Raw genomic sequence first — 15,935 nt, 5'->3', positions numbered from 1 at the left:
TAACTTTTATAAGAACCTTTGCAACCTATCGTTTTATTTTATAGAATCATCACCAGTATGAGTAACTAAAATGAAGAGATAATGGCTAAAAATACCACGAAAAGCAGCGATATATTGGCCAACTCGTTACTCTACGCCTTCTTAATGGCTGGCTTTATACTTACTCTCACTGTTGGCTATTTCGGCTACCAAGCCTATCAACAATCTGTAAGCCCAAGTAACGTCCATGGCACATGGATCGAGATTGGTGCTCCTCCTTACAAAACCGATATTCTTACACTTTCCGATGATGGTGTGATGATGAACTATCGTTTCATCAGTACCTCGTTTGATTTTGATGGTCAAGATGTCACGATCAACACAGGCTCAGGCCCAACGGTTTATACCATTAGCGGTACCTACGACTCACCTCGTTTAAAGCGCTTAGTACCTAACACACCATCCAAGCAATTCATTAAAGAAGGTTATGAAGATACTGCAACGGGTGATACTCAAGGCCTCATGCAGCAACGACGCACAGTATTAGCTGAGCAATTCAAAAAGTAGCACTTTCAACAACACTCGATGTAACAACACCCTTTGCATCAATATTCCCCACATTCTCCAAGCCCTCGTTTGACGAGCTTCAACTTGTGATACTGCTTCAGTTCGCGATATTTTCTTATAGCTTGCCGCACTTTTTCATCACTTCATGTCGTGTAATTTCACTTATGAGACTTTCCTTCTGAGTGAGGTTTTATTTTATAAAACATGGACTCAGCATCTCATTCATTCAGCAACAGAATTGTAACAAGATACAATTTTTTAGTTGTCCATCGAAAACGGATTTATTTTCAATCATGAAATTAAAACTCTCTCGAATACTGACGGGGAAGCTCCTTCAAAACTAACGGGAGCCGCTTATAGGACCACTTGGTTCTAAACCTTCAAGGAATGAGAGAAATAGTATGATTCGTATAAACACCTGTGCTGCGAGTATTGCTCTAGCGCTATCTGGTACAGCATTGGCCGCGCCAACAGCACCTAGCATCGACATGTACGGTTCCAACAACCTACAGTTTTCTAAAATTGAGCTCGCGATGGAAACAACCTCTGGCTACAACCAGATGGTTAAATATCACGACAAAGCAAAGGTCGACGTTAAATTTAACCAGTGGAGCGGAACGTCAGGAAACACCTACAACATCTACTTTGACGGCGTTAAAGTTGCAACAGGCCCAATTACTGGCAGCCAAACCACAGCTTCATTCGAATACGGCCAAGGCGGCTTATTTGAGATGAAAATCGAAGCGTGTGATGAAACAGGCTGTGCCAAGAGTGCACCCGCTCAGATCACCATCGCCGATACCGATGGCTCACACTTAGCACCTCTTGCTATGAACATTGACCCGAACAACAAGTCATACAATACAGATCCAAACACCGTAGTAGGTACTTACTTTGTAGAGTGGGGCATCTATGGTCGTGATTACACGGTGGATAACCTACCCGCAGATAACTTGACCCATATCCTTTATGGCTTCATCCCAATTTGTGGTCCTAACGAATCAGTAAAATCAGTGGGCGGAAACAGCTATAACGCCTTAATGACGGCATGTCAGGGCGTTAATGATTACGAAGTGGTGATTCATGACCCTTGGGCGGCTTTCCAAAAGAGTTTCCCTCAAGCCGGTCACGAATACAGCTCACCTATCAAGGGTAACTACGCAATGATGATGGCGCTAAAACAGCGCAATCCAGATTTGAAGATCATCCCATCGATTGGTGGCTGGACGCTGTCTGACCCGTTCTTCGATTTCACTGCTAAAGCCAACCGTGACACCTTCGTCGCATCGGTTAAGAAATTCCTTAACACATGGAAATTCTACGACGGTGTAGATATCGACTGGGAATTCCCTGGTGGAGGAGGTGCTGCGCCAAATCTTGGTGACCCCGTGAATGATGGCCCAGCTTATATTGCACTGATGGCAGAGCTTCGCACTATGCTTGATCAACTAGAAGCCGAAAACGGCCGCACTTACGAGCTAACGTCTGCGATTGGTGTCGGTCACGACAAGATCGAAGACGTGAACTACGGCGAGGCTATCCAGTACATGGATTACATCTTTGCAATGACTTACGACTTCTACGGCGGTTGGAACAACGTTTTAGGTCACCAAACAGCACTCAACTGCGGTAACTTCATGCGCCCAGGTCAATGTGATGGCACAGGCCTTGATGAAAATGGCGAACAGTACACTGGCCCAGCCTACACTACAGACAACGGCATCCAATTACTTCTTGCGCAAGGCGTTCCAGCGAACAAACTTGTGGTTGGTACAGCAATGTACGGTCGTGGTTGGGAGGGCGTATTACCCTCATCACTTTCAGATCCTAGCGATCCAATGACAGGCGTGGGTAATGGCAAACTGACCGGCAGCTCTGCGCAAGGCGTATGGGAAGATGGCGTTATTGACTACAAAGGCATAAAAGCGAACATGCTTGGTGCAAACAACCAAGGCATCAACGGCTTTGAATATGGCTACGACGAAATGGCAGAAGCGCCTTACGTTTGGAACCGTACTTCAGGCAAGTTGATCACATTTGATGATGACCGCTCAGTAAAAGCAAAAGGTGCATACGTTCGTAGCCTTGGCCTTGCGGGTCTATTCTCTTGGGAAATTGATGCGGATAACGGCGATATCCTAAATGCGATGCATGAAGGTCTAGCAGGTGGTACGACAGATCCTGTCAACCGTAAACCAACGGCAGCTGCGGGCGCAGACCTATCGGTTGAAGGCCCTGCTTCTGTTTCTCTAGATGGCAGCGCTTCAAAAGACAGCGACGGTACAATTGCGAGCTATGCTTGGTCACAAGTAAGCGGTACGGCGGTAACGCTAGCCAGCGCGAATGCGGCTGTTGCTAGTTTCGATGTGGTTGAAGTAGCACAGCAAGAAACGCTGACCTTTAGCCTAACCGTGACTGACAACGAAGGGGCTACTTCAACTGACACCGTTGTGGTCACGGTAAACCCTAAGAACACAGGCCCAGTCAATACCGCTCCGGTAGCAGTGGCTACGGCTCCTTCTGAAGTCAATGCGGGTGACGTTGTTGTGGTTGATGCTTCGGCTTCGAGCGATGCGGATCAAGACACATTAACCTTCACGTGGGATTTACCAGCAGGTATTAACGCAACAGTACAAGGCGCTTCAGTAAGCTTTGTTGCGGCAGAATACACGCAAGATACGGTTCTGAACTTCTCTGTGACAGTCAGTGATGGTACAGAGACATCAGTCGCGGCTACTTCAGTGAAAGTTCTTAAGAAAACCACAGGCGGTGGCACGTGCACTAACGCTTGGGATTCAAGTGCGATCTACAATGGCGGTGATCAAGTGACTCAAGGTGGTAAGGTTTGGGAAGCGAAATGGTGGACAACAGGTGAAGATCCAACAACGACAGGCCAGTGGGGCGTGTGGAAAGAGATCGGCCCTGCAAGCTGTGCAAGCTAAAAATAGGATTTAGCTCAACGCTAACTAAGTGTCGACTAAACACCTAAAAACAAGGCCAACCAGATAATATCTGGTTGGCCTTTTTAGTGTTTGTTTTCTTAATTGGCGTTCTACTTGCTTGCGCTCGTTATACCAATCACAGTAAGCAAGTGTTCAAAAATAGCGCAGGAAAAAAGCTTGAGAACAAGGCTGCTCTTTTCAATAAATAGTTTCGATAAGTAGTTATTCTACAATCAAAAAATCTAACGACGTTATCGAGATTTTTAACAAGCTAGGGTGAACAGTTATTTACTACGATTGGTATTAGACTTAGCCAATCAAGTTATCAAAGCTCTCAAATACTTGTGGGCACTTCATCACTCGTCCGTGACCTTGGCCTTGAGTGGCAATCAAGGTGACGCGGTCCATTTCATTGGCAGCGCGCTGAGACACATCAAACTTAGTAAACTTGTCTTGTTCATCATGAACAATGATCGTTTGAGATTCACGAAGCGCCAGTTTTCCATAGGGATCAACAGACTGAATTGGGTAGTTAAACTGCTCTTCTACTTCTCCGACTACCGCTTCAAACAGCTTCATTGAATAACCAGAACGCGCAACGCTGCCAAATAGGTTTTCTAGATAATCCAATACAGGTGCAATCAGCAATAACGGCTTGTTTTCCAATTTAACATGCTTACATTCCAATGCAGAAGCGGTACCCATGCTGTGACCGACCAAACCTGCTACCTCTCCCACTGAATCGAGAATGGCTTCAAGACCGTTCACAAACGCAGGGATATGACCATGTACCCCATCGCTACCACCATGAGCAGGATGATCGTAAGCTAGAGCCGTAAAACCTTTAGCAGCAATGTGCTCCATTAAAGGGAAAAACTGACTCGCGGTGCCAGACCAGCCATGAGTCAGTACCCAAACTGGCCCCGTACCCAAAGAATACGTTTTTAAGACGCCATCACGACCTTTGATTTCACTCTTGATAAGCCCTTGCGGATCGGCATTTTTCTGCTCGGTACGCATTGGAGTGAGCAGCAGTTTACGCGCAGTTTTCTTTGCATGACTTGGCGCTAAAATGTAGTGCAGACTGGTTGTTGCGCCAATTAAGCTTCTCTTGAAGCTAAACTTGTTCGATGTATTAAAATAAATTTTGTCACTCATGACCGTTCCTTATGTCGCCATATTCACTGGCGGGTCGAGCTCGGCCCTAAAAATCGAACGACCGTGCTATTTGTTGATATAAAAAATGACGCTGCTACTTATAGACGTTTATCGTAGCTTTCCGCCATTTCTCTTAAAATTATTTGTCACTGTTTCCTAGCTTAACTTACCTAAGCAATGCTCCGCTTAAAAACGAATTAAGCGACTTTCCAGCTAGCGATTAAGCGCCCTACGCCACTCCAAAAGTGGGTATGGCTCGCTTGTTGGCCTCGTAACGAGTAGAACAAGTTCGCGCTCAAATAAAGCCCATACAATTCAAAGGTAGCCTGCTTCGGGTCTAAATTGGCTCTGAACTGTTTGCTCTCAACCGCTTTTGCTACCTGAATCGTCAAGTAATCAATCCACACTGAAATGGTTTTCTGCAGTGCTTTCTGAATCACAGAGGTTTCGCTGCCTGCATCTTTCCAAGCATCAATAAACATGCAGCTGCCTTGGAACGAGTGGTTCCAGCCCAGCCAGTTATCGAGCAGTTGTTTAAGCTTGGCTTCAATATCAGCATCCCCCAGCTCTCTTGCGGGAATAATGACTCTTTCAGTGAATATGGCGTTGGAGTACTCGAGTACAGAGAGTTGCAGGTTCTCTTTAGAGTTGAAGTGTGCAAACAAGCCACTCTTAGACATGCCACACTGCTTGGCTAACTCGCCAATCGTCAAACTCTCAAGCCCATTCTCACTCGCAAGCGCGAATGCATGGCTCAAAATATACTCTTTGGTTATCTTTCCTTTGCTCATTATTCACCAATAATAAATCTCATGCTTTATTTTTAGCACGTTCGTTCTTTTTTTCAATTTTTATTTGCAAAACACTTATTTTGTTTTCTCTGATGTCAGAAACTGTGGAAAAATGCGACAGTATTCAAAAGAAATTGAAATCGACTAACAAAGGAAAAAAAATGAACACACTTTGGGAACAGTTTGCGTTTTCGGCGTCAGTAACAGGCCCTATCTGTTTAATGCTGTTTCTTGGTGTGATGCTTAAGCGGATCGGCTTAATCAATGACAATTTCATTGATGTCGCATCTAAGGTGGTATTTCAAGTCACCCTACCCGCGATGCTATTTCTTAGTATTGTTCAATCAAATCACAATTTTTCAGCCAGTAGCGCACTAGTTGCTTTTGGCGTCATCGCTAACTTTGTGTTTTTCTTGTTCACGATTTTCTCAACCAAACTAGTATTCAAAGGTTCGAAAGATCAAGGTGTGATTGTCCAAGGTGGATTCCGCGCTAATACCGCGATCATCGGCCTCGCCTATGTGGCTAATATCTATGGTAACCAAGGCGTAGCATTGGCTGCTATCTATGTCGCATCCCTGACCGTGCTGTATAACATTCAAGCCGTAATTGCACTGACACCCAAAGGCGAAGACACTGGCGCGAAAGCCATTAAAGTGATCGCCAAGTCGATAACCAAAAACCCGTTGATCATCGCTATTTTCTTAGCGGTCATCTTCTATGCGCTTTCGATTCCTATCCCCAAAATGGTCACTGACGCTGGTCAATACTTTGCCAATATGACTCTGCCTTTGGCTCTGCTGTGTACTGGTGGCTCGCTAGATATCAGCTCGCTTAAACAAGAAAAGTTATCGACGTGGTTCGCCTCTAGCTACAAGTTAATTGCCTCACCTTTACTGACTACACTGGCTGGGTGGTACTTAGGATTTGAAGGGCTCGATCTCGGGCTTATTTTCTTGATGAGCGCAGCACCAACGGCAGCAGCAAGCTATGTTATGGCGCGTGCGATGGGAGGAAACTCAACACTCGCGGCTAACATCATCGCCCTTACTACTGTCGTTTCGCTTATCACTTGCACACTTGGCATATTTGCATTAACTGCAATGGATTTAATATAGCTGCGACAGGCTTCAAAAAATCAATATAAGCCTTAAATCAAAGGCCTCCAGCTTTGATTTAGGACTAACTGATTCCGCATAAAGACTGTTAGATTTTACGAAATTTTTCTTAGAGATCTGATATGTCTTCCGTTCAACATACGCCTTCACAACGCATCGCCAGTATCGAGTTAGGTCGAGTGATTGCTATCTTGGCGATCATTGGCTTACACGGCCAGATGGCACTCACTTATTGGCAAATAGATGAAGTGCCTTGGATCGGTTATGTGCTCAACCAAACCGCTCGTTTTGCCGTGCCTCTGTTCTTCCTTATTTCAGGCTATCTGATCCAACCTAAGCTCACAGCATCGCCTTGGACAACCTTCATCAATTACTCTAAACCACTACTTAAAGTTTGGTTGGCATGGAGCATCATTTGCTTAGTGATGCCATTCAATCTCGCGAAAGTAGAAGAATTTGGCTATCTAGGTGAACGTGAAGGCTATTGGGGTTTCTTAATGAATACCCCACTCAACTCTTTCTTAGAGGGTGGGTTGGTACATTTATGGTTCATTCCCTCCCTTGTGTGCGCGGTTTTGATCATCGCCTTAATGGTAGAGATGAAACTCGATAAGCTTCTACTACCGGTGGCCATTCTGCTTTACGTCTATGGTGTATTAGCGGGTAGCTACACAAGCTTAACCGACCTTAGTGCCCCTTTCTTCACTCGTAACGGTCCGTTCTTCAGCACGTTAATGGTGACCTTAGGTTTCCTCATTCGTCAGCATCAATGGAAAGTGTCCTCTGCCAAAGCATTAGGGTTATTGGCGTTAGGCATGATCATCCACTTTGCCGAAGCGGCATGGTTAACTCAATTTGATATCGCCTTTAATATTCACGATTTCTTATTTGGTACGGCTTTGTGGGGGATTGGTGTGTTTATGTGGCTTCTGGCTAATCCAAACATCGGCGATTACGCATGGCTTCGCGCTATCTCGAATCGTATGCTAGGTATCTACGTTTGCCATTTGCTGATCATTATCGTGTTGTTCAATATCTGTGGAATATTGGGCATCACTGAACTCGCTAAAGATATCACCGTGTTCTTCGGCACCTTTATCCTCAGTTTTATATTGATCGCTGGTATAGAAAAAACGCCACTGCGCCACTGGTTACTTCGTTAGTACTCATCTAGCTAACGACACATTACAGGCCTTGTGACAAACCTCTGTCTGTAATTTTCCTTGCTACAACATTCTTTTGTGTAACGAGGTTCGCCTTGCCAGTGAAAGCACTAACTCGCTTTCACTGGCAGCCTTAAGCTTCAACATGCCTTTTCCACTTATGCGTTACTCTCTTTTAACCACTGACGTGGAGACACACCCGATACATGCTGAAATGCACGTGAAAAACCTGAATAACTGCTGTAACCCACTTCATCAGCGACCCAGTTGATGGGCTTATTTTGCAGTAGCAGAGATTGAGCTACGGAAACGCGCCACTTTTGCACGTAATCTCCCGGTGTTTCACCCACTTCACGCTTGAACGTCTCAATAAATTGAGTACGAGACATCGCGGCCAATGACGCCATTTCTGCAACCGAAAAGTGACGAGCAGGCAACCGGTGAATAGCCGTCACCACAGCAGCAAGCCTTGGGTGTGCAAGAGCAGAGAAAACGCCGCTATCGATTTTTTGTTGTTCAATGAGATGACGAAAAATCAACGCCATCAACGCATCACTCAACTTGTCCATTAGGTATTGCTGCCCTGACGATTGTTGTCCTGAAGATGCTTGCCCCGACTCTCGAAACAGCACCTCAATCACAGGCATTAAGTTCGGTGCATCTTCAAACGGAATCACTATCATGTCGGGCAGAGCCGATAATAAAGGATTCATCTGCCCTGAACGATACTCCACGTTCGCACACACAAGCTCTGCACCTTCTCCCACACCTTCAATTGCATGTGGTGTGCTATTCGGCAGATAAATAATACACGGCTGAGAAAGCTGCCTGCATTCCGCATGAGCACCAGACAAGGTCAACTCCCCCGCGCTCAATACATGAAGATGCCCTTCTTTTCCTTGTTGCTCGTTAAATGACGACACCCCACACAGGTTTCCAGAATAGAAAACACCTGTGCGTATCGAGAAGTGTTCCATTAATTGTGACAGCAGATCCATGCACCCTCCGAACGATTCGCTTAGTTTTTAGTTCTTTTGTCCCTTTATAGACCGGACAAGTGGGCTAAATTACTTCAAACAAAATAACCAACACTGACAAGGAACTTGATATGTCACACATGAAATCGACCAGTCAAAAAATCACTCTATTGGCCGCGTTACTAGGAACCAGCTTTTCGTTAATGGCAGCAGACCTTGATATGAGTGTCGACAACAATGATCTCGCGATCAAAGGCTATGACCCTGTCGCTTACTTTGCCAATGAAAGTCCACTTAAAGGCACATCTGAATTCACAGCGACTTATAAGAATGCGATTTATAACTTTGTGAGCAGTGAAAACCGAGATGAATTCCGATCTAACCCATCGGCTTATGCACCTCAATATGGTGGCTATTGTGCCTTTGGTGTGGCAATGGGTAAGAAATTTGAAACCGACCCTCTCGCTTGGAAAGTAGAAGATGGGAAGCTGTACTTGAACTTAGATAAGTCAGTTCAAAAGCGTTGGCTGGAGAATACGCAAGAATTCATCCAAGACGCCAACAGCAATTGGACCACTATAAAAACCGTGGAAGCCTACAAGCTTTAAGCTTTAAGCTTTAAGTTCTAGGTTCTAGCCTTCAACGTTTACCCATTGCCCACTAACAAAAACGGAAGCGACCGAACGCTTCCGTTTTTATTTTCACGGCTCAAATACAGATAAGCTGCCAATTATTGATAACACCAAGATAAACAGCGATGTAACGCTCAAATCAGAGATAAATCAATGCGATTTCAGCACGAATCAAAACCATTTTTATTCTATACTCCTAAAGATAAGCTTTTCTTTTCATGGAAGAATAATGATATTACCTAAGATTTTAGCTATCGGGCTCTATGCTTTATCAACACTGACTTACGCTGCTTCATGGCAGTTCGTAAAAAGTGAAGATGGCATCATCATTGATAAGAGACCTCACACTGAAGGCTTGGTAGAAATACGAGCACAAATGCAAACGCCCACCACTTATTCTGGTTTTTTGCTGTTATTGGAAGACAGCGAGAACGTGCCAAACTGGATAGATAACGTATCGGAAAGTCGTGTCTTGATGCAGATATCTGAGGATGAAAATATCGTCTATACCCAGTTCAAAGCGCCTTGGCCTGCTAGAGACCGAGATATGGTGACCTACTCAAAATACAGTATCGAGGATGGGCAGTTTGTCTTGTCGATCAAGGATGCGTCTGATTATTTGGCGAAAGAGTCGGGGTACATTCGAATTTATGATGTAGATGCCTTATGGACTCTGCAACCGCTCACCAATGGTAATACCTACATCACCTACACCGCTTACGCGAACGCAGGTGGCATCCTGCCAAATTGGTTGATGAACAAATTATCGATTGATAGTGCACTGAGCACGTTTAAAGGGCTAAAAGAACAATTACAGAAGTACCAAGGCCAACAACACCCTAACCTGCCAAGTGAGTCTCGCTAGCGGAACAAGTAGATAAGTAAATAGGGGAATAAGATTAAAAGCTAAGGCCTTCTAGCGAGGTCCCGAGCTAAGATAAGTGCCAAACCAAACACCTGAAGAAACAGCGCAATATTCTTATAGAAAGCCATTTTCTCATCGAGCCTTTGGATTAACTCAACCAAGGTAAGATTATCCAGATAATAGTCATCGATACGTGAGCGTTGTGATTCTTGAGCACTGTTTATCAGCATCATAAGCTTGGGTAAATTTGCCAGTGAGATAGCCGGTACCTCATCACTCACCCAACTCCGAAGTTGGCCGCGAAGCGCTTCATCAAGAATAGTGACGGGTTGTGCGGCTTCCTTAGATAACTTATCAAGGTGAATAAGAATAGCTTCACGCTTACGCTCTAGGGTTTCGATCGTATTCCAGGCCAATTGTATAGAGTACACATTGCCGTATTTACGATCCTTGTATTCCGATTTCTCCGCTTCAATTTTGTCGAGCACCAAGCTCGACATGACAATCGCCATGATATTGAGTATTAGCCCCGCAAGGACAATCGCCCAAGCAGGGGGAAGGCGTAATGCCATAATGCTCCCTAGAACATTTTATCAAAAGGTAGGTAAGCTAAGTTTAGGACAATCAAAGAGATCATGCAGATAAGCGTTAACACCATGCCCACTTTTCTACCTTTGAAGTTTTTTGCCAAAATGCCTTTTGCATGAATCACTCGCCCCAGAATAAATGCGACACCAATGGCATGAATAAGCCACACACTGGCACCATTCACCTCTAAAAACCCCATCAAAATAACCGTGATTGGGATGTAATCCATTGCGTTACTTTGTGCGGAACGTGCTATCTGTAGCGACTCAACACCGCCATCGGCATGGGCAACCAGATTGATTCGTCTTTGCTTAATGACTTCTATCGCCAACCAAATCATTACGACCGTCAGTAAGGCTGCGTAAAGTGCTGTAACCATTATATTTTCCTATTACTTTGAGTTTATTGAGCGTATTTTGCTCACCTATCGAAGGATGGGGTCAACAAAGTATGATATTCGCGCCCGAACATTTGTAAGAGATCTCTCACACCGAACGTAAGAGATCACAATCAAGCTTCGCAGAAAATCCCTAAAATACAAACCCAACTCCTTGTTTTATATGAATCCACGCATATTTATTTTGGTTAACGAGAATATTTATTTCCTAAGGCCAATTGCGAATAAAGGTTCCAAAGTGTTTAATACACATGTCGACAGGGAGTTGGCAGGAACAGGAAAAAGCCTAACGGATTAGGTATCTTCAGGATGAAGATTTGATGACTTAGGATGAGTTATCAGCAAGGAAGTTATGCTCTAGGATTGAGCCACTTGTCAGGATGATGAGTTAGCAAGGACACCGCTAGGAAGGCGATGGGTTGGATAGGTTAAAGGATTTAGCCAAATCAAGGAACGATGCAAGGAGCATACGTGACCTTATTAAAAAATAAGTAACAACGTCAGTAGCAGGATGGCTACGAAAAAGAATAAACCCCGTTTGGTGAAAGCCAAGCGGGGTTTCTTTTTTCAACAGCTAAAAGCTATTAGTAACTAATCGTTCAAATAGTAGCTATCCGTGAAAAACCACGTTACAAAATAATGTTCATCAAAAACATAGCACCAAACGCATTCAATACTGAAATCGCGATCATCACAGGGATATAACGACCTTCAGTACCAATTGGTCCCATGATGCGTCCCATATATTGCACCTGAGAACCCATCAAGTAGATAGCTGGCGCCAAAATAGCAATATGGTTGCCGTTCAGAATGCCTTGGTCAAATAGCGTGATAACCACACCGACTGCACCACCCATCGACATCCACGCGCCAATCAATACTGCTGCCGCTTCGCCCGGTAAACCAAATACCGCCATGATAGGTGCAAACACACTACCCATCAGATCCAGCGCGCCCGTAATCTGCAACGCCTTAATAATCACAAACGCCATCAGAACATTAGGTACTGTAGAGGTTGTGGCAATCACCCAGCCTTTCTTAGCACCTTCAACGAAAATATCAGTAACCATTGGTTTCTTTGCTTTAACTTCGCTCATTATGCTACTTCCTCTTCCAGTTTTTGTTCTTTGTCTGATTTTGTTTTGTCTTCTTTACCTTCAGTAATGTTGAGGTAGAGGCGGAATAAGTTCGCACCAACAAACTTGAAGATAAACATCACCGCAACAGCCAAACCAATTGACGATGTCACTGCCAAAGAACCATCCATCGCTGTCAGAGTAAACAGCACTGCGCCTGAAGAGAAAAAGTTAACGATTGCCGCACCCGCAGTGAATTGAAACATCGTAAACACATCGGTTTCACGCTTAGTGAGGTGCCCTTCATCTTTGAGCTGACGTGTCATCGCTGCACCAGCATCGGTACTTTGCAGAGAAGCAATCAGTGCCAAGCCTGAGTTACCTGGAATGCCCATCAAAGGACGAAGCAGAGGTGTCAGTAGTTTACGAGCCGCATCCAGTGCGCCGTAGTGCTCAAGTACGTTGATCATACCCAGTGCAAACATCACGGTCGGAATAAGTGTCAAAGCAAAAATGAAACCGTCGCGAGCACCACTGCCGCCTTTACCACGCAATGACGTGGTAGCGGCTTGAATACCATCGGCCGACTCACTCACATCGTAAGCAACCTTACCGAATGAACCGTTAAGCGTCGTAAAATCGAGCACTCCATACCATTCATTGGACTGCATTAAGCCTGAAAAGAACACAATCGCGAACGCGAGTGCGATATAGCTGCCGATCGTGACTTTACGATCGGTTTTGGTTTGATTAGTCATAAGGACCTCTATACATCTCGTTTATGTGGAACAGAACACGTATAGATAGTGCAAACTAATGAGAAAAAGGTTAATGACCAAAATCAAATAGTGCATCGGTTTAAATAAAAGAATCTAAGCAACATATAAAACTGTGATTAGTATTTAAAAGCAGAAGCATACGCTAAATAGATTAGAATATTTCTCATACAAAACTAAACAAACCTAGCTTCAACACCGCAACCAAAAGGGCACACAATTGTCACAATAATCAGGCTTCGAATAGAAAGCCAAAAAAAATCTTTCACCGTGATCTCTCGTTTTCACCCAATCTACTGTTTTCAATATAATCTATTGAATTATTAAGATATCTATCACACTGCACAGGATTATTTAGGTCTACGCTTTTACCCGTGTTAATAACTTATTAACTTCGGAGCGTAATCCATGTTAGGTATCCAGCTTTCTGCTGTTCTCTCTTTATTATTTTTTTCTACGGTAGCAGGCGCAGCCACTTCTCAGTTAGGAGAACCGCTCAAGCTAACTAGCTCGTTTGCTGGCTACCTATCGCTGACCATTTTCGTTGTCGCCTACATCGTGGTGATGATGGAGGAATACCTAAAGCTCCGAAAGTCCAAACCCGTTCTGCTTGCTGCAGGCCTGATCTGGATAATCATTGGTTTCACCTACCAAGAACACAACCTTGTTGAAGTGGCTAAACAAGCGCTTGAACACAACTTACTCGAATACGCCGAACTGTTACTTTTCTTGCTCGTAGCCATGACATACATTAGCGCCATGGAAGAGAGAAGACTGTTTGATGCGCTGCAAGCGTGGATGGTAGGCAAAGGCTTTAACTTTCGCTCTTTGTTCTGGATAACCGGTATTCTGGCCTTCTTTATCTCACCTATTGCCGACAACCTCACGACAGCTCTACTGATGTGTGCTGTGGTTCTTAAAGTGGCAGGTTCTAACCCTAAATTCGTCAACCTAGCCTGCGTGAATATCGTGATAGCCGCCAACGCTGGCGGTGCATTCAGTCCATTCGGCGACATCACAACGCTCATGGTGTGGCAGGCTGGTTATGTGAGTTTTAGTGAGTTCATTCCTTTGTTTATTCCTTCGGTGATGAATTACCTCGTCCCTGCTTTGATCATGTCTTACTTTGTACCCACCACCCAACCTGACACGGTTCATCAACACGTTGAATTAAAACGTGGTGCAAGACGAATCGTATTCTTGTTCATCATGACAATCGCGACCGCTGTTGCTTTCCATGCCGTACTCCACTTCCCTCCTGTGATGGGGATGATGATGGGGCTCGCCTATCTGCAGTTCTTTGGTTATTACTTACGTAAGACCTTACCCAACTCACTCGCGAAGAAAAAAGCGGTGGCGATCGCCAATAACGATGAAGGTGCCCTGAAGCGACTTGGTTCTGTTGTGCCATTCGATGTATTTCGAAGAGTGTCGCATGCCGAATGGGACACGTTGCTGTTCTTCTACGGCGTGGTAATGTGTGTCGGTGGCTTGAGTCTACTTGGTTACTTGGAATTAGCTTCGGGCGTGATGTATAGCCAATGGGATCCAATTTGGGCCAACGTCATGGTGGGGATATTATCGGCGATTGTCGATAACATTCCGGTGATGTTTGCGGTGTTATCCATGGAACCCCAAATGTCGATGGGCAACTGGCTACTGATCACTTTAACTGCAGGCGTTGGCGGTAGCTTATTGTCTATTGGTAGTGCCGCGGGTGTGGCATTGATGGGAGCGGCGCATGGTAAGTACACCTTCTTTGGCCATTTGAAATGGATGCCAGTAATCATGATTGGCTATGCGGTCAGTATCGCCGCTCACCTATGGCTGAACGGTGATATGTTCTAGTCTAAGGCATATCAACTAAAGGCTTATCAACACGTGTCCAGACGTTGCTTAACTGCACTGCTGGACACTGGTTACAGGTTAACACCGCGCCTTCTTGTTGAATTCGCATCATCAAGCCAGAATCCACTCGGCTATTTCCTGAATTCAACTCAATGTTAATCAAATCATTTTCAATACGATAAGTTCTAGTGACCGTATTGCCGATTGTTTGATAGGTCATTTTCCCTGACTCAAAAAGCAGATAGCTATTATCATCCGCGTTCTCATACATCCCTTTGAACAAAACAAGCTGCGGTACTTCAAAGGGGCGACTGGTATCAGTTAAACAACCAGTCAGCAATAACACACTAGTGAAAGCTATTATCAGAGAATGATGGTTATTCATTTGGGCATCCTTGCCTAGAAAACATGGCTAAATAATATGCAACCAAACAGGTATTTTCCAGAAAGTAGCGAATTTATTGCAAAGTCACGCTTGAGCTCTCTTAATGTTCACCCTGAGTCGTACAAACCTTCAACCTTAATCCACAGAACAACGCTTCAAGTCGCTAGTTGTACAGCTTCCTAATCTTGTTCTCTTCCCTCAATCACCAATAAGCGCTGTTTACGTTCGACGCCACCCGCATACCCGGTCAGCTTGCCATTTTTACCTATCACACGGTGACACGGCACAATCACAGACACTGGATTTTTGCCATTGGCGAGTCCCACTGCGCGCACCGCTTTCGGGTTACCGATCGCATCCGCCAATTGTGCATAGCTCCATGTTTCTCCATAAGGAATGGTAGTAAGCGCCTGCCAAACTGACTGCTGAAATGGCGTTCCCTTGGCTGCGATCGGCACAGAAAACTGGATAGCTTCACCTGAGAAATAACGATTAAGCTGCTCGGTAGCCAACGCAAAGATCGGAAAACCATCATCTCGAACGCCTAACTGCTCTGGCTTGGTAGTGTATGTTTCAAACCAAAGACCGAGCAGTCCTTCATCGTTAGCCTGTAACGTCACGGCTCCCAATGGGCTCTCATAATAAGTAAAACGGTTAGCCATAATATCTCCTA

16 protein-coding genes are annotated in these 15,935 nt (G+C 44.8%); 7 read left to right on the top strand and 9 right to left on the bottom strand.

Annotation, left to right across the window (positions count from 1 at the left end):
- Positions 1-81: 81 nt before the first annotated feature.
- Positions 82-546: a DUF2850 domain-containing protein gene (locus OCV44_RS17710; RefSeq protein ID WP_139683571.1), complete on the top strand. Its 465-nt coding sequence runs from the start codon at positions 82-84 to the stop codon at positions 544-546.
- Positions 547-947: 401 nt separating this feature from the next.
- Positions 948-3,488, top strand: coding sequence for a glycosyl hydrolase family 18 protein (locus OCV44_RS17705; protein WP_139683572.1), 2,541 nt, complete (start codon positions 948-950; stop codon positions 3,486-3,488).
- A gap of 309 nt (positions 3,489-3,797) precedes the next feature.
- Here the strand turns inward: OCV44_RS17705 and OCV44_RS17700 are convergent, their stop codons facing one another.
- Both OCV44_RS17700 and OCV44_RS17695 read right to left on the bottom strand, forming a co-directional pair.
- Entirely contained in the window at positions 3,798-4,646 is an 849-nt protein-coding gene (locus OCV44_RS17700; protein WP_139683573.1) for an alpha/beta hydrolase, read from the bottom strand.
- Between the two features lie 197 nt (positions 4,647-4,843).
- Positions 4,844-5,437, bottom strand: a complete 594-nt coding sequence (locus OCV44_RS17695; protein ID WP_139683574.1) for a TetR/AcrR family transcriptional regulator — start codon at positions 5,435-5,437, stop codon at positions 4,844-4,846.
- A 161-nt stretch (positions 5,438-5,598) separates the two neighbouring features.
- On the opposite strand from OCV44_RS17695, the gene OCV44_RS17690 reads away from it, so the two are divergent.
- Both OCV44_RS17690 and OCV44_RS17685 read left to right on the top strand, forming a co-directional pair.
- The gene (locus OCV44_RS17690) at positions 5,599-6,555 is read left to right on the top strand and encodes an AEC family transporter (protein WP_139683575.1); all 957 of its coding nucleotides are present in this window, start codon (positions 5,599-5,601) and stop codon (positions 6,553-6,555) included.
- A gap of 122 nt (positions 6,556-6,677) precedes the next feature.
- Entirely contained in the window at positions 6,678-7,718 is a 1,041-nt protein-coding gene (locus OCV44_RS17685) for an acyltransferase (RefSeq protein WP_139683576.1), read from the top strand.
- Positions 7,719-7,876: 158 nt separating this feature from the next.
- Here the strand turns inward: OCV44_RS17685 and OCV44_RS17680 are convergent, their stop codons facing one another.
- Positions 7,877-8,716, bottom strand: coding sequence for an AraC family transcriptional regulator (locus OCV44_RS17680; protein ID WP_139683577.1), 840 nt, complete (start codon positions 8,714-8,716; stop codon positions 7,877-7,879).
- A 110-nt stretch (positions 8,717-8,826) separates the two neighbouring features.
- Here OCV44_RS17680 and OCV44_RS17675 point away from each other — a divergent pair, with 110 nt between their 5' ends.
- Positions 8,827-9,303 (top strand): YHS domain-containing (seleno)protein, encoded by a 477-nt coding sequence (locus OCV44_RS17675; RefSeq protein WP_139683578.1) that lies wholly within the window; start codon positions 8,827-8,829, stop codon positions 9,301-9,303.
- 253 nt (positions 9,304-9,556) lie between these two features.
- Positions 9,557-10,192, top strand: a complete 636-nt coding sequence (locus OCV44_RS17670; protein WP_139683579.1) for an START domain-containing protein — start codon at positions 9,557-9,559, stop codon at positions 10,190-10,192.
- 41 nt (positions 10,193-10,233) lie between these two features.
- On the opposite strand, the gene OCV44_RS17665 is transcribed toward OCV44_RS17670, so the two are convergent.
- From OCV44_RS17665 to OCV44_RS17650, 4 genes are all read right to left on the bottom strand, one after another.
- A complete protein-coding gene (locus OCV44_RS17665; RefSeq protein WP_139683580.1) occupies positions 10,234-10,764 on the bottom strand; it encodes a DNA mismatch repair protein in 531 nt (176 codons plus the stop codon).
- An 8-nt stretch (positions 10,765-10,772) separates the two neighbouring features.
- Positions 10,773-11,159, bottom strand: a complete 387-nt coding sequence (locus tag OCV44_RS17660) for an MAPEG family protein (protein ID WP_139683581.1) — start codon at positions 11,157-11,159, stop codon at positions 10,773-10,775.
- 647 nt (positions 11,160-11,806) lie between these two features.
- Positions 11,807-12,274, bottom strand: coding sequence for a YjiG family protein (locus OCV44_RS17655; RefSeq protein ID WP_004737023.1), 468 nt, complete (start codon positions 12,272-12,274; stop codon positions 11,807-11,809).
- Complete coding sequence (locus OCV44_RS17650; protein ID WP_139683582.1) at positions 12,274-13,011, bottom strand: nucleoside recognition domain-containing protein; 738 nt, start codon at positions 13,009-13,011, stop codon at positions 12,274-12,276. The genes OCV44_RS17655 and OCV44_RS17650 overlap by 1 nt, the downstream gene beginning before the upstream one ends.
- 426 nt (positions 13,012-13,437) lie before the next feature.
- Between OCV44_RS17650 and nhaD the strand changes: the two genes are divergently transcribed.
- The gene (gene nhaD / locus OCV44_RS17645) at positions 13,438-14,877 is read left to right on the top strand and encodes a sodium:proton antiporter NhaD (protein ID WP_139683583.1); all 1,440 of its coding nucleotides are present in this window, start codon (positions 13,438-13,440) and stop codon (positions 14,875-14,877) included.
- A 1-nt stretch (position 14,878) separates the two neighbouring features.
- Here nhaD and OCV44_RS17640 read toward each other — a convergent pair whose 3' ends face one another.
- Together OCV44_RS17640 and OCV44_RS17635 are read right to left on the bottom strand one after the other, a co-directional pair.
- Positions 14,879-15,262, bottom strand: coding sequence for a hypothetical protein (locus OCV44_RS17640; protein WP_139683584.1), 384 nt, complete (start codon positions 15,260-15,262; stop codon positions 14,879-14,881).
- Between the two features lie 179 nt (positions 15,263-15,441).
- Positions 15,442-15,924, bottom strand: coding sequence for a methylated-DNA--[protein]-cysteine S-methyltransferase (locus tag OCV44_RS17635; RefSeq protein WP_139683585.1), 483 nt, complete (start codon positions 15,922-15,924; stop codon positions 15,442-15,444).
- Positions 15,925-15,935: the final 11 nt, after the last annotated feature.

The organism is Vibrio tasmaniensis, from assembly GCF_024347635.1.
Classification (GTDB): Bacteria; Pseudomonadota; Gammaproteobacteria; order Enterobacterales; family Vibrionaceae; genus Vibrio; species Vibrio tasmaniensis.
Note: the sequence above shows the minus strand (reverse complement) of the source record. Positions and strands in the feature narration are given on the sequence as shown.

What these genes read in the sequence shown, in the direction of transcription:
- OCV44_RS17685 (WP_139683576.1), top strand. Translation starts at nt 6,678, where the DNA reads ATGTCTTCCGTTCAACATACGCCTTCACAACGCATCGCCAGTATCGAG.
- OCV44_RS17655 (WP_004737023.1), bottom strand. Translation starts at nt 12,274, where the DNA reads ATGAGCGAAGTTAAAGCAAAGAAACCAATGGTTACTGATATTTTCGTT.
- OCV44_RS17680 (WP_139683577.1), bottom strand. Translation starts at nt 8,716, where the DNA reads ATGGATCTGCTGTCACAATTAATGGAACACTTCTCGATACGCACAGGT.
- OCV44_RS17640 (WP_139683584.1), bottom strand. Translation starts at nt 15,262, where the DNA reads ATGAATAACCATCATTCTCTGATAATAGCTTTCACTAGTGTGTTATTG.
- OCV44_RS17695 (WP_139683574.1), bottom strand. Translation starts at nt 5,437, where the DNA reads ATGAGCAAAGGAAAGATAACCAAAGAGTATATTTTGAGCCATGCATTC.
- OCV44_RS17665 (WP_139683580.1), bottom strand. Translation starts at nt 10,764, where the DNA reads ATGGCATTACGCCTTCCCCCTGCTTGGGCGATTGTCCTTGCGGGGCTA.
- OCV44_RS17710 (WP_139683571.1), top strand. Translation starts at nt 82, where the DNA reads ATGGCTAAAAATACCACGAAAAGCAGCGATATATTGGCCAACTCGTTA.
- nhaD (WP_139683583.1), top strand. Translation starts at nt 13,438, where the DNA reads ATGTTAGGTATCCAGCTTTCTGCTGTTCTCTCTTTATTATTTTTTTCT.
- OCV44_RS17675 (WP_139683578.1), top strand. Translation starts at nt 8,827, where the DNA reads ATGTCACACATGAAATCGACCAGTCAAAAAATCACTCTATTGGCCGCG.
- OCV44_RS17650 (WP_139683582.1), bottom strand. Translation starts at nt 13,011, where the DNA reads ATGACTAATCAAACCAAAACCGATCGTAAAGTCACGATCGGCAGCTAT.
- OCV44_RS17700 (WP_139683573.1), bottom strand. Translation starts at nt 4,646, where the DNA reads ATGAGTGACAAAATTTATTTTAATACATCGAACAAGTTTAGCTTCAAG.
- OCV44_RS17690 (WP_139683575.1), top strand. Translation starts at nt 5,599, where the DNA reads ATGAACACACTTTGGGAACAGTTTGCGTTTTCGGCGTCAGTAACAGGC.
- OCV44_RS17660 (WP_139683581.1), bottom strand. Translation starts at nt 11,159, where the DNA reads ATGGTTACAGCACTTTACGCAGCCTTACTGACGGTCGTAATGATTTGG.
- OCV44_RS17705 (WP_139683572.1), top strand. Translation starts at nt 948, where the DNA reads ATGATTCGTATAAACACCTGTGCTGCGAGTATTGCTCTAGCGCTATCT.
- OCV44_RS17670 (WP_139683579.1), top strand. Translation starts at nt 9,557, where the DNA reads ATGATATTACCTAAGATTTTAGCTATCGGGCTCTATGCTTTATCAACA.
- OCV44_RS17635 (WP_139683585.1), bottom strand. Translation starts at nt 15,924, where the DNA reads ATGGCTAACCGTTTTACTTATTATGAGAGCCCATTGGGAGCCGTGACG.